Here is a 14,018-nt window from a genome sequence, read left to right on the forward strand (position 1 = left end):
CTGGTTCTAGATCCTTCCCGCATCCGGGACGAACGACCAGGGCCGGTCGGCCCCGATTCCCCAGGCGAACCGATTCACCAACGGGGTCACGGGGGCCGACCGGCCCACCGGCAGGGACGTCCAGTACCTGCTCCGCTGCCGACGGCGGTCCGACGCTGGAGGAACACAGGCCCACACAGCCGCGGTACCGAGCCGAGGAGCACACCGTCATGGTCCGTTACGTGTACGACTTCACCGAGGGCGGTCGTGACATGGCCGACCTGCTCGGTGGCAAGGGAGCGAACCTGGCCGAGATGACCGGTCTTGGCCTTCCGGTGCCGCCGGGGTTCATCGTCACCACCGCGGCCTGCCGGGCCTTCCTGACCACCGGCGCCGAACCCGACGGCATGTCCCAGGAGGTCTCCCGTCACTTGTCGGTCCTGGAGGCCGCAGCCGGTCGGGGGCTGGGGCAGCCGGACGACCCGCTGCTGCTGTCCGTCCGCTCCGGAGCCCGCTTCTCCATGCCGGGCATGATGGAGACGGTCCTCGACATCGGGCTGAACGACGCCTCCGTCCTGGGGCTGGCCAAGGCTTCCGGGAACGAGCGGTTCGCCTGGGACTCGTACCGCAGGCTGGTGCAGATGTTCGGCAGTACGGTCATGGGCGTCGACGCCGACCTGTTCGAGCAGGCCATGACGCGGCTCAAGGAGAGGCGCGGCACCCCGGACGATCTGCGGCTGGACGCGAGTGACCTCGCCGAACTCGTGGAGACGTACAAGAACCTGATCCGTGTCGTGACGGGCGACTATTTCCCGCAGTCGCCCGCCGAGCAGCTGCGCCGGGCGGTGCTCGCGGTCTTCCGCTCGTGGAACGGTGAACGCGCCCGGCTCTACCGGCGGCGCGAGCACATCCCCGACGACCTGGGCACCGCGGTCTCCGTGCAGCGCATGGTGTTCGGCAACCTCGGTCCCGACTCCGGCAGCGGTGTCGCCTTCACCCGCGATCCGGCCACCGGACGCAGTGGCCTGTACGGCGACTATCTGTCCAACGCTCAGGGCGAGGACGTCGTGGCCGGCATCCGCAACACCGTGCCGTTGGCCGAGCTGGAGAGGCTCGACGCGGCCTCGTACCAGCAACTGCGGGATCACATGCGGACGTTGGAGAACCATTACCGGGACCTGTGCGACATCGAGTTCACCATCGAGCGCGGCAAGCTGTGGATGCTGCAGACACGGGTGGGCAAGCGGACCGCGGAGGCCGCCTTCGCCATCGCCGCCGAGCTGGTCGACGAAGGGCTCATCACCCCGGCCGAAGGGCTGTCGCGGGTCGGCGGAGAAGGGCTCGCCCGGCTGATGTTCCCGCGCTTCGACACCGACGCGACCGGGGACCCGCTGGCCCACGGCCTCCCCGCCTCGCCGGGGGCGGCGGTGGGCGCGGCGGTCTTCGACTCCACCGAGGCCGTACGGCGTGCCGGGGCCGGGGAGAAGGTCGTCCTGGTCCGCCAGGAGACGACCCCCGACGATCTGCCCGGCATGGTCGCCGCCCAGGCGGTGCTCACCAGCCGCGGCGGCAAGACCAGCCACGCGGCGGTCGTCGCCCGCGGCATGGGCAAGGTGTGCGTCTGCGGTGCCGAGGAGCTCGTCGTGGACGCCGAGGCACGGCGCTTCACCACGCGTGACGGCACCGTCGTCGAGGAGGGCACGGTCGTCTCGGTGGACGGCTCCACGGGTGCCGTGTACCCGGGCGCGGCCCCACTGGTCGACTCCGCGGTCATGCGCTACCTGGAGACCGGTGACCGCGGTGAGCGGTCGGCCCAGGTCGTCGACGCGGTCGCACGAGCTCTCCAACAGGCCGATGGAACAAGGCGGTTGGAGGTCCGCGCCAACGCCGACACACCGGAGGACGCCGCCCGTGCCCGCCGGTTCGGCGCCCAGGGTGTCGGCCTGTGCCGCACCGAGCACATGTTCCTCGGGGAGCGCCGCAAGCTGGTCGAGCAGATGATCCTGGCCGATGACAGCGCACGCCGCGAACGGGCGCTGGACGCGCTGCTCCCCCTGCAGCGGCAGGACTTCGTCGGAATCCTCGAAGCGATGGACGGCCTGCCCGTCACCATCCGTCTCCTCGACCCGCCGCTGCACGAGTTCCTGCCCGACCGCACCGAACTCGCCGTGCGGATCGCCACCGCCGAAGGACACGGCGACCGGCCGGACCCGCACGACACCGAACTGCTCGACGCGGTGAACCGCATGCACGAGGAGAACCCGATGCTCGGCCTGCGCGGTGTACGCCTGGGCCTGGTGGTGCCGGGCCTGGTCGCCATGCAGGTACGGGCCATCGCAGAAGCGGTCGTGGAGCGTACGCGGGCCGGGGGCTCGCCGGAGGCGGAGATCATGGTGCCGCTGGTGGGCGCTGTCGAGGAACTGCGCATCGAGCGCGAAGAGGTGGAGCGCGTACTGGCCGAGGTGTCGGCCGAGTCCGGCGTCCCGGTGACCTGCCCGGTCGGCACCATGATCGAGCTGCCCCGGGCCGCGCTCACGGCCGGCCGGATCGCCGAGCAGGCGGAGTTCTTCTCCTTCGGCACGAACGACCTCACCCAGACCACCTGGGGTTTCTCCCGCGACGACGTCGAGGCGGCGTTCTTCTCCGCCTACCTCGACAAGGGCGTCTTCGCCGCGTCCCCGTTCGAGACGATCGACCGCGAGGGCGTGGGGCGACTGGTCGGGATCGCCGTCGCCGAGGGCCGCGCGGCCCGGCCCGATCTGGCGATCGGTGTCTGCGGTGAGCACGGCGGCGACCCCGAGTCCGTCCACTTCTTCCACGCGGCGGGACTGGACTACGTCTCCTGCTCGCCGTTCCGAGTCCCGGTGGCCCGCCTGGAGGCCGGACGGGCCGCACTGTCGGAGACCGGGGTGAGCGACAGCCGGTGAGGGGCGCTGGCCCTGACATCGGCCGGTCCTGGTCCACCGCGGGGCCGGTCCACTCGGCCCGCTCCCCCGGGGCCGCTCGGGCCCCGGCGGGGACCATCGGCACAAGCCGCGGGGGAGCGCGCCGGACGAGAGTGGAGCCATGAACGGCACCGGTCCCCGCGGTGCCGCTCCACAAGGACCCGCCGCTCACCACGGCGGCACACAACACCGGAGGTGCACGCCATGACCCGACACGGCGCCGGAACCACAAAAGGCGCGGCAACCACGGTCGAGGGAACCGCCGAGGCACCGTCCGACATCACCGTCGCCGTGGACCGGCTGGTGACGGCCGGCCTCAAGGCGCTCGCCGACTACGAGGCCCTGGACCAGGAACAGGTCGACCACATCGTCAAGAAGGCATCCGTCGCGGCCCTGGACCAGCACACCGCACTGGCCCGCCTCGCGGTGGAGGAGACCGGGCGCGGCATCTTCGAGGACAAGGCCGCCAAGAACATGTTCGCGTGTGAGCACGTGACGCACAGCATGGGCGACATGAAGACCGTCGGTGTCATCGCCCGCGACGACATCGAGGACATGGTCGAGATCGCGGAACCAGTGGGTGTGGTGTGCGCGATCACACCCGTCACCAACCCGACCTCGACCACGATCTTCAAGGCACTGATGGCGCTGAAGACCCGTAATCCGGTCGTGTTCGCCTTCCATCCCGCCGCCCAGCGCTGCAGCGCCCGGACGGCACAGGTCGTACGGGACGCCGCCGTCGCCGCGGGGGCGCCGGAGCACTGCATCCAGTGGATCGAGACCCCGTCGGTCGAGGCGACCGGCATGCTCATGCGTCATCCGGGCGTCTCCCTGATCCTCGCGACCGGCGGCAACGCGATGGTGAAGGCCGCCTACTCCGCCGGTAAGCCGGCCCTGGGCGTGGGCGCGGGGAACGTTCCCGCGTACGTGCACAGGAGCGCCGCGCTGCGCCGGGCCGTCAACGACCTGGTGCTGTCCAAGTCGTTCGACAACGGAATGATCTGTGCCTCCGAGCAGGCCGTCATCCTGGACGACGAGATCTACGAGGAGGCCCTGGCCGAGTTCCGGATCCTGCACGCGCACCGGGCGACCGCCGAGGAGAAGGCGAAGCTGGAGGCCTTCCTCTTCCCGGCCGGCACGCTCCCCGACGGCGGTGCGGCGGGCGGTGGTCGTGAGCCCAAGGTCAACTCCGCGGCGGTGGGGCAGAGCCCGGCGTGGATCGCCGAGCGGGCCGGCTTCACCGTGCCCGCCCACACCTCGCTCATCCTGGTCGAGGCCGAACGGGTCGGCCCGGAAGAGCCGTTGACCCGCGAGAAGCTCTGCCCCGTCCTCGCCGTACTACGCGCCGGGTCCGAGCAGCAGGGCTTCGACCTGGCCGCCGACATGGTCGCCTTCCACGGGCAGGGGCACAGCGCCGTCATCCACACCGGGGACACCGCCCTCGCGGAGGCCTACGGCCGCCGGATGAAGACCGTGCGGATCATCGTCAACGCACCGTCCTCGCAGGGCGCGATCGGCGGCATCTACAACCACCTGCTGCCGTCGCTGACCCTCGGCTGCGGTTCCTGGGGCAGCACGTCGGTGTCCAACAACGTCTCCGCCGTCCAGTTGCTGAACATCAAGAGGGTCGGCACTCGGCGCAACAACCTGCAGTGGTTCAAGGTCCCGCCGAAGATCTACTTCGAGCCGCAGTCCATCCGGTACCTGACCGCCATGCCGGACATCCACCGCGTCACGATCGTCACCGACGCGACCATGACCCGCCTCGGCTTCGTCGACCGCGTGACGCGTGTCCTGCAACGCCGGCACGACCCCGTCACCCTCCAGATCATCGACAACGTCGAACCGGAGCCGAGCATCGACTCCGTGCGGCACGGCGCCCGCCTGATGGACGACTTCCGCCCCGACACGATCATCGCGCTGGGCGGCGGCTCGCCCATGGACGCGGCCAAGGTGATGTGGCTGCTGTACGAACAGCACGCCCGTGGCAAGGACATCGACTTCACCGACATGCGGCAGAAGTTCTCCGACATCCGCAAGCGCGCCTTCCGTTTCCCCGTGCTGGGCGCCCGCGCCCGCCTGGTGTGCGTGCCCACCACCTCCGGCACCGGCGCCGAGGTGACCCCCTTCGCCGTCATCTCCGACCCGGCCACCGGCAAGAAGTACCCACTGGCCGACTACGCGCTGACCCCGAGCGTGGCCATCGTCGACCCGTCGCTGACCAAGGAGCTGCCGCCGGCCCTGGCCGCCGACAGCGGCTTCGACGCCCTGACCCACGCCATCGAGTCGTACGTGTCCGTGTACGCCAACGACTTCACCGACGGTCTGGCACTCCACGCGATCCGGCTGATCTTCGACAACATCGAGGCGGCGGTCGACGACCGCACGGACCGGCCGGACGCGCGGGAGAAGATGCACAACGCCGGCACCATCGCCGGGATGGCTTTCGGGAACGCCTTCCTCGGCATCGTCCACGCCATGTCCCACACCCTCGGCGCCACCTTCCACGTCGCGCACGGCCGCACCAACGCGGTCCTGCTGCCACACGTCATCCGCTACAACGGCACCGTTCCGACAAAGCTCACGGGCTGGCCCAAGTACGAGCACTACCGCGCTCCGGAACGCTTCCAGGACATCTCCCGCACGCTGGGCCTGCCGGCGGACACCCCACAGGAGGGCGTGGAGTCACTCGCCCGTGCCGTGGAGCGTCTGCGTGACGCCGTGGGGATCGAGCCGTCGTTCCGTGCCATCGGCGTCGACGAGCACGCCTTCCTCGACGCGCTGCCCCAACAGGCCCTCAACGCCTACGAGGACCAGTGCGCGCCCGCCAACCCGCGGATGCCGATGCTCGACGACATGCAGGAGATCATGCGCACGGCCTACTACGGCCGCGCGGACGCTCCCGGCGTAGACGCAGACGCGAACGCGGACGCACAGGGACGGCCGGACACGGACGAGGGCCGAAAGGCCCTGGCGTGAGGCACCCCGGCATCGTTCCAATGACCTGATCACGCACACGCGGTGTGCAACGACCCCCTACGGACATCCGCCATGGCCTTCGACAACGCCGAGCCGGTCGACTCCGGGCCCCGCCAGAGCATCGAGCTCGACGGCGACGAGGCTCTGCGGCTGCTGAGCACCGTGTCCCTGGGAAGGATCGTCTTCACCCGGCACGCGCTGCCCACCGTCCGCCCGGTCAACCACATCCTGGACGCCGGGGACATCGTCATCCGCACCCACGAGGGGGCGGCCATGACCTCACGCACCCGACAGGGCAGGGGCCCAGGAGTGGTCGTCGCCTACGAGGCCGACGCCATCGACCCCGACACGCACCTCGGCTGGAGCGTGGTGGTCACCGGCTACGCCCACCTGGTGACCGACTCGCACGAACTCGCCCGCTACCAGAAACTGCTCCGCCCCTGGGTGGAACAGACGATGGACTACGCGGTCCGCATACACCCCGACCTGATCACCGGCATCCGCCTCACGCCGACGGACCGGCCGCCCGCCTGAACCGGCGTGCTGCGGAACTCGGCTTGTCTTTACCGGCGTGGCCTTGCCCGCCCCCTGCTGAAGTAGGGCTGGCAAGGGATGGACTGCGGCGGACAGGGTGTACCCCTGAATCAGATCCGTCTGGCCCTGCACGTACCTGGAGTTCTGTGACAAGGGTTCCAGGACGGCTACCATTCTCCTCTCTGTACATCGACGCATTTACCCGGCAAGCCAGTTCAGGCTGTTGGACGAACACGAATGCAGCCTTACGACGGCCGCCACTTGACGTACACAGGGCAATCCGCACTCTGGCCGGACCCCGGTGTCAGTGCGTGGGAGGTTGCATGGGCTGCCACGCGTGGACCTGGCTGTCCCACATCATCACCTTCGCGCTCCGAATGACGTCGGGGTGAACGTCCGACTGAGCGCGGACGGCCTGCAGGAACTCCGCCTCCGGCTCGGCAGGCGGGAAGACCCACGAGCAGCCGGTATCCGCGTCCCGAATAGAAAGCCGGCCATCGCGCGACGCCGCCAGTAGGATCAGCATCCTTTCGCGGTCTCTCCTCTGCTTCGCCCCGTTGGCGAACAGAAGGGCGAATGGCGCTATGAGCCTGACCGGTTCCAGGATCTCAAGGATCTGACCGAGGTCGATCCCCGTTGTACTCAGGGGCTTGGGTGAGGCGCCGAACTCCACCGCTAGGCGGACGACGCGCTCCGCTGCGGCGTCTGTCAAGTCCGTGAAGTCGATTTCGAACGCAGGTTGCGTGGAGGGTGTGGTCATGCCTTCTCCTCAATAGACGGTCGGCACCGGGTACGGGTTCTCAGGAGCCGATGTATACGAAGGCCGCCCAGTTTTCCGGGTCAGCGTAGATGCGCTCGGTCTTGTTGGTCAGCGCGAGCGCCCTGTGGAAGATGTCGGGATGACTGGCGGCCAGGTCGGCACGGGTCGCGGTGCTGATCCACCGCTGGGCCTCGACGAGCGCGAGGGGACCCGCCACCCCCGCGGCTCTGGCGCGGTGAAACTCCCGAAGCAGGAGCACAGTGGGTATCTCGCTCACCGGCCACATGGGGGCGACAACGGCGGCTGCTCCAGCCTGAATGAGGGATCCGGGAAGTCCCATCGCCTCGTCGGGCTGAGTCCGGTCTCCCTGCTGACCGTTGCAGGCGGACAACACGACGAGCTGCGCTCGGACGGCACCGTTGAGAATGAGGTCCCGCACCGTCAGTTGGCCGTCGGTCATGACCAGGGAATTGTCGAGGGGATCATTGGCGGTTCCCCTGCCGTGGCAGTGGAGGTGGCATACATCCGCTTTGGGAAGTTGCTCAAGGACCCGGCCTCGGGTGGCGCGGAGTATGGGCAGCGTGGCGTTCCCGTAGAGATCACACAGCCATCGGCACTGCTGGGCGCCGAATCGCAGCGGCGCTGGGCTTTGGTCAGAGCCGGCTGCTTCTATGGCGAGGAAGCCCTCTGGTCCCGGCGGCCGAGTCTGACCAAGAGCACGGGCGCTGGGCAGATAGCGAATTGCTGGCCATCCATAGGTGGCCCGGCTGTTTCCGAGCTGGGAGGCCAGCGCCGTGTGCAGCGGGAGCCACCCGAGGACACCGAGAGGTACCAGGCTCAGTGGTAGGCCGTCGCCCATGACGCTACGGAGTGCGTCCGCCAGGGGTTGCAGTCCCTGCCGCAGCCATTGCCACGCTTCTCGGGCAGGGGCCGCGATCTCGGAGAAGTCCAGGGCCGCAGCAGGTTCGGCGCTGTCCATGCTGTCGCGTAGACGCCGCGCCATCCCTGTGCCGATTTCTGGCAGCCGTACGGTCACCGGGCGGTGCGCGCCGGTCACGATGAAGGCACGCCCGTCTCGTTCGGCCGCCGCCACGTATACGAGAGGGCCATGAACGTCGGCGATTTCCCGCAGGGTTTCGAACCGCACGATCGGATCCGGTGGGAGGCGGGCGCGTACACGCCCGAGGATGAGTGTCGGCGTATTCCTGCGACGCGTTGTGGCGCGTGCTGGCCGCCTACCGGACGTCCGCTCGTCGATTGCCTTCCGGGCTCGGGCAGCCTCGTTGCGGGCCTGTTCGAGAGTATTGGTGTATGGCAGCGTCCATGCCCCCAGCCGGGTGCGGAACGCGGGTGCATTCGCCCCGCGGTCGGCGGAATAGCCAGCGCGCAACTCGTCAGCGAGGCGCTGACGGGCCGCAAAGTGGCGGGTGAGTAGCTCGCGGCCCTGCGCTCCGTCAGCGGCCAGGGCTGCTCGAACGCCCGGGTCGAGGTCGTCGAAGAACTGGCTCAGCAGGATCGCGCGGGCGTGCTCCAATATTCGCACGGCGTCGTCGGCGTGGTTCGCCTCCTCCAGGCACGCTGCCGCGTCGGCGACCAGATCAGGCCGTTCCCCGATCACCGCGCCTCGGCGGACGGGATCAAGGATGGCTATCGCTTCCGTCGGTAGCACACGCATGCGATGGAGGTACGCATCGCGAAGGTCAGGGAGGCTGTCTGCGGTCCTGGCTTCGTTGATCCATTCGTTCGCAAGCCTGACCTGGCCACCGTGTGTGTATATGTACGCGTCCAGCGCGGCGTGCCGTGCCCACTTCAGAGTCCCATTTCGCCTCCTCATGCGCCCATCTCCCGGCGTAGGCGGGTGATGCCGTACAGGAGCCCGGATCCGAGTTCCGCGTGCACCGGCGCCGTCTTGCGGATCTTGTGCGCGAGCGCCTCCGCCTCGTGCAGATCCTGCACCTCCCTCTCCGGGAATCCACGTCCGGCGTCGATGTACCGCCCGAACTGGTGCACCCACTCGACCCGCCGTGTCAGAAGCATGACGAGTGACGAGCGTGCGCCGACGAGCCAGATGTCAGGAAAGCTTCGCTCGGCGAGGAGGTCCCTCAACTTGCTCAGCGCTCCGTCGACCGCGTCGAGTCCCGACCTGATGGCAGAGACATCGCCGGCCTGGGCACCCGAGGAGTGTTCCGCGAGGCGGCTCCACGCACACGTGGTGATCTCCTTGGCTTGGCGGTCGAGGCGGCACGGAGCTGCGGACGGCGTGTCCGCGACTGCGGCGTGGTAGTAGCGGGTTGCATTCTGCAACCTCCGCAGTGCTGCCTCGTCCCCGGAGCCGGGTTGCAGGGTGTTCGACAGATGGAGTTCACGGTCGCCGGCCGCCTCGTGCCACAACGCCCAAGGAAGGGAGCCCCGTTCGGCGAGGTCCTGAAGCACACCGCGGCGCTGTCGGCCGGGTGACTCAGGGTCGTGGTCAGTGCCGGTCAATGAGTCGTAAATGTATGGGTTCAGCGTGATGCCGGCCTGCATCTCGATCGCTTCACGCAACGCGACAACAACCTCGCGGGCCACATCAGGGTCACTGTCCGGAGTGAGGAGGCTGTCCACCAGGACATCCAGCTCGGCCTTTGCTTCGCTCTCCGATTCCCCGCGCAACGCCGCGCGGCAGGCGTAGGCAACAACAAGGTTACCCAGAAGCCGAGCCCATGCCATCGGTGCCAGGTCGCTTCGCCGCAACTCTTGCCGTATCAAACTGATTGCCTTGGCGGCATGACGAAAGTCGACCAAGAGCACGGGACCCGAACTGAAGCGACGCCGCTCGAACCCCTCGATGGAGCGCCGCTGCACCACGGCCATGACGATGAAGACAGCGATGGACAGCGCCGTAGCGGTAGGCCACACTGCCAGGCCCGCAGCCCACGGGAACACGAATGCGCAGAGCGTCGGCGCGATCGTCCACAACCACGCGGACTTGTAGGTGTGACCGGGCCCGCGGTACACGAGCCCGCCCAGGGCCGTCGTCACCCCGACCCACTGCGCGAGGGCCGTGATCGTCACGATCCCCACCGCGAGGGCGGCACTGGCGCCTTTCGACAGCCCGACTCTCTCCAGCCACGAAGTCATCCACATCACCAGCAGTGCATCCACGGGTATGAGCACTGCGATCGCCAGGGTCATGAGCCTGCGCCGCCTCCACAGCTCCACGATTCCCCTGCCCCTTCAGCCGTACGAAAGCCGTCCGTTCATTGCGATGCCACTCATGACCACGAATCAGCGCCACTATCCGTTCCCGGCGGCTGGGGGCGCGCAGGCGCATATCTGCGGCGCACGCTGTCACGATTGGGAACAACTCTGTGTCAATGTCGGCGTGAAGCAGGACCAACCCAAGATTCATCGCTGCTGCTGCGTCGCGGATGACTGTTCAATAGCGCCCTCACCCCACCCGCGTACCTCATCCAGACCATGCGGCACCCCTTACACACAATGCAACTTCGCACACCTCTCATCGATGGCTATCTCATGAAAACCGTCCTACCACTCACATACACAAACCCGCTTCAAAGCGCTACAGACCGTAGGTACGGCCGTAGCAGTCGCGGACTCGCGCACGGGTTCTCGTGGACCGACGCCAGAACTTCAGGACGCACGCGCCCCTTTTCTGTAGGCCGTTGAAACCCAGTAGGCAACAGTTGTGACCTCACGGGCGAAGAACCCGTTGCCAGCTTCGGCCGGGGGAGACATCGCTCAGGCGTCCGAACCAGTCGGCCTCTTCCGCGAGTTCCCCGGCGATCCGCTCCGTGCTGCAGCGGGCCGCGGACTCCTTCCGGCTGCCATTCTTGTGCAGACCTTGGGTTCAGTGAACAGCTTGGGCGTGGCGCACTCATCGCCCTTGCCCGCGATGTGGGTGTAACCCAGGGAGCGCCAGCACCGACGCACCATCCCAGTGTGACCACGCATACACCGCCTGGAGATTTAATCCCTTGACAGAGGCCCCCGGTTGATTCAAGTCGGGCATCTAAGCTCTATGGGTTGCGGAGCAGCAATTTGCCGGTAGTCACGCGGACGTGGCATCGATTACCACCTCTCAACGAGGAGATGCACTCCGCAAGGCGGGAGCGCCGGACCTGAGTCGACAGGCCGACTCAGCACCCGCACATTGCATCGAACGGTGACCCCGCAGAGAGCGCGAACCGCTTATTCGGTGAATACGACGAGCGGTCTCTCCTGAATTCGTCGGATCAGCGCAGAAAGCGGTCACCATGCAGACGCGGCACGGGCCGCCGTCCCGGATGCGACTGTTACTGACGGGCCCGCGCACAACATGTGAGGAAGTTCGCGAAAGCGCTCGGTCATGCGGCCCTCGTGCCATGACCGAGCGTGCTGGCCGGTCAGCCCTCCCAGGTCCAGTCCGCGACCTCCGGCAGGTCCGTGCCGTGGCTGCGGATCCAGTCGTGGTGGCGCAGCCGGGTGTCCTCCATCTGCTGGCGTACGGTCGCGGCGCGGACCGCCAGGCCCGGTACGCGGTCGATGACGTCCATGACCAGGCGGTAGCGGTCCAGGTCGTTGCGGACCACCATGTCGAAGGGCGTGGTGGTGGTGCCGATCTCCTTGTAGCCGCGTACGTGCAGATTCCGGTGGCCGGTGCGGCGGTAGGCCAGGCGGTGGATCAGCCACGGATAGCCGTGGTAGGCGAAGATGACCGGTTTGTCGGTGGTGAACAGCGCGTCGTACTCGGAGTCGTGCATGCCGTGCGGGTGTTCCTCGCTCGGCAGCAGCCGGGCGATGTCGACGACGTTGACCACGCGGACGGCGAGGTCGGGCAGGTGCCGGCGCAGCAGTTGCGCGGCGGCCAGCACTTCCTGGGTGGGGACGTCGCCGGCGCAGGAGAGCACCACGTCGGGTTCGCGGGTGCCGTCCTCGGTGCCGGCCCAGTCCCAGATCCCGGCGCCGCGGGCGCAGTGGGCGCGGGCCTGCTCCATGGACAGCCAGTCGAAGCAGGGCTGCTTGCCCGCGACGATCACGTTCACGTAGTCCCGGCTGCGCAGCGCGTGGTCGGTGACCGACAGCAGCGTGTTGGCGTCCGGCGGCAGGTAGACCCGTACGACCTCGGGGCTCTTGTTGAGGACGTGGTCGATGAAGCCCGGGTCCTGGTGGGAGAAGCCGTTGTGGTCCTGGCGCCAGACGTGCGAGGTCAGCAGGTAGTTGAGGGAGGCGATGGGGGCCCGCCAGGGCAGCCGGCGGGTCGTGCGCAGCCATTTGATGTGCTGGTTGACCATCGAGTCGACGATGTGGACGAACGCCTCGTAGCAGGAGAACAGGCCGTGCCGGCCGGTCAGGAGGTAGCCCTCCAGCCAGCCCTGGCAGGTGTGTTCGGAGAGGATCTCCATCACCCGGCCGTGCCGGTCCAGGTGTTCGTCGACGGTGAGTGTGCCGGCCTGCCAGGCCTTGCCGCTCGCGCCGAAGACGGCCTGGAGCCGGTTGGAGGCGGTCTCGTCGGGACCGACGAGCCGGAAGTCGCGCCGCCCGCTGGTGGCCCGCATGACGTGCTCCAGCAGGTCACCCAGCACGCGCGTGGGCTCGTGCAGCGTCACGCCGGGCTTCTCGACTGTGACGGCATAGCGTTCCGGCTCGGGCAGCGGGAGTTCGCGCAGCAGCAGTCCGCCGTTGGCGTACGGGCTGGCGCCGAGCCGGTGGGTGCCGTCGGGGATGCAGGCCAGCACGTCCGGGCGCGGTCGGCCCTGCTCGTCGAACAGCTCCTGCGGGCGGTACGAACGCAGCCAGGCCTCCAGCTGACGCAGGTGTTCCGGGTTGTCCCGCACGGCGGACAGCGGGACCTGGTGGGCCCGCCAGGTGCCCTCCACCGGCAGCCCGTCGACCTCCGCGGGGCCGGTCCAGCCCTTGGGGGTGCGCAGCACGATCACCGGCCAGTGGGCGCGCTGCGTGGCGCCCTCCTCGCGTGCCGTGCGCTGGATGAGCTCGATCCGCTCCAGGGCGTCGTCCATCGCGGCGGCCATGGCCCGGTGGACGGTCATCGGGTCGTCGCCGGTGACGTGGATCGGGGAATGGCCGTATCCCCGCAGCAGGGCGTCGAGTTCGGGCTCGGGCAGACGGGCCAGCACCGCCGGATTGGCGATCTTGTAGCCGTTCAGGTGCAAGATCGGCAGCACCGCCCCGTCGTGCACCGGGTCGAGGAACTTGTTGGAATGCCAGGAGGCGGCGAGCGGTCCGGTCTCGGCCTCGCCGTCCCCGATCACGCAGGCGACCAGCAGGTCCGGGTTGTCCAGGGCGGCCCCGTAGGCGTGCGAGAGCGAGTAGCCCAGCTCGCCCCCCTCGTGGATGGAACCGGGCGTCTCGGGCGCGACATGGCTGGGAACCCCACCGGGGAACGAGAACTGCCCGAAGAGACGGGCCATGCCTTCGGCGTCCCGGCTCACGTCCGGATACGTCTCCGAGTACGAACCCTCCAGCCAGGAGTTGGCCAGTACGGCGGGCCCTCCGTGTCCGGGACCCCAGATGCACACGGCGTCCAGGCCGCGGGCCTTGACGACACGGTTGAGGTGCGTGTGGACCAGGTTCAGCCCCGGAGACGTACCCCAGTGACCGAGCAGCCGCGGCTTGATGTGTTCGGGGCGCAGCGGTTCGGTCAGCAGGGGGTTGGCCATGAGGTAGATCTGGCCGACTGCGAGATAGTTCGCGGCGCGCCAATGGGCGTCCAGCGTCCTCAGCTCGTCGTCCGTGGGCGGGGCGGGCGTCTGCCGGGTGTCGACGGACATGGGGGTCCCTTCATGAGGTGTGGGTCGCAGAGAGGTGCGGGTCGGCGAATC

The 14,018-nt window shown here is 68.4% G+C and carries 7 protein-coding genes; 3 read left to right on the forward strand and 4 right to left on the reverse strand.

Translation table 11 applies throughout. From position 1 onward, the window contains the following. Window positions 1–209: 209 nt before the first annotated feature. From ppdK to OHS59_RS19475, 3 genes are all read left to right on the forward strand, one after another. Window positions 210–2,906, forward strand: coding sequence for a pyruvate, phosphate dikinase (gene ppdK, locus OHS59_RS19465; protein ID WP_328494679.1), 2,697 nt, complete (start codon window positions 210–212; stop codon window positions 2,904–2,906). Window positions 2,907–3,128: 222 nt separating this feature from the next. Then, window positions 3,129–5,903 carry a bifunctional acetaldehyde-CoA/alcohol dehydrogenase gene (adhE, locus tag OHS59_RS19470; RefSeq protein WP_328494680.1) on the forward strand — a complete coding sequence of 925 codons (2,775 nt, stop codon included), beginning with the start codon at window positions 3,129–3,131 and terminating at the stop codon, window positions 5,901–5,903. Between the two features lie 72 nt (window positions 5,904–5,975). Further along, complete coding sequence (locus tag OHS59_RS19475) at window positions 5,976–6,437, forward strand: pyridoxamine 5'-phosphate oxidase family protein (RefSeq protein WP_328494681.1); 462 nt, start codon at window positions 5,976–5,978, stop codon at window positions 6,435–6,437. Window positions 6,438–6,741: 304 nt separating this feature from the next. On the opposite strand, the gene OHS59_RS19480 is transcribed toward OHS59_RS19475, so the two are convergent. From OHS59_RS19480 to OHS59_RS19495, 4 genes are all read right to left on the reverse strand, one after another. Then, window positions 6,742–7,197 carry a hypothetical protein gene (locus OHS59_RS19480; protein WP_328494682.1) on the reverse strand — a complete coding sequence of 152 codons (456 nt, stop codon included), beginning with the start codon at window positions 7,195–7,197 and terminating at the stop codon, window positions 6,742–6,744. 40 nt (window positions 7,198–7,237) lie between these two features. Next, window positions 7,238–8,872: a CHAT domain-containing protein gene (locus tag OHS59_RS19485; protein WP_328494683.1), complete on the reverse strand. Its 1,635-nt coding sequence runs from the start codon at window positions 8,870–8,872 to the stop codon at window positions 7,238–7,240. A gap of 155 nt (window positions 8,873–9,027) precedes the next feature. Beyond that, the gene (locus tag OHS59_RS19490; RefSeq protein WP_328494684.1) at window positions 9,028–10,371 is read right to left on the reverse strand and encodes a hypothetical protein; all 1,344 of its coding nucleotides are present in this window, start codon (window positions 10,369–10,371) and stop codon (window positions 9,028–9,030) included. A 1,211-nt stretch (window positions 10,372–11,582) separates the two neighbouring features. Next, complete coding sequence (locus tag OHS59_RS19495; protein ID WP_328494685.1) at window positions 11,583–13,967, reverse strand: phosphoketolase family protein; 2,385 nt, start codon at window positions 13,965–13,967, stop codon at window positions 11,583–11,585. Between the last annotated feature and the right edge of the window lie 51 nt (window positions 13,968–14,018).

This window comes from Streptomyces sp. NBC_00414 (assembly GCF_036038375.1).
In the GTDB taxonomy this organism is placed as follows: Bacteria; Actinomycetota; Actinomycetes; order Streptomycetales; family Streptomycetaceae; genus Streptomyces.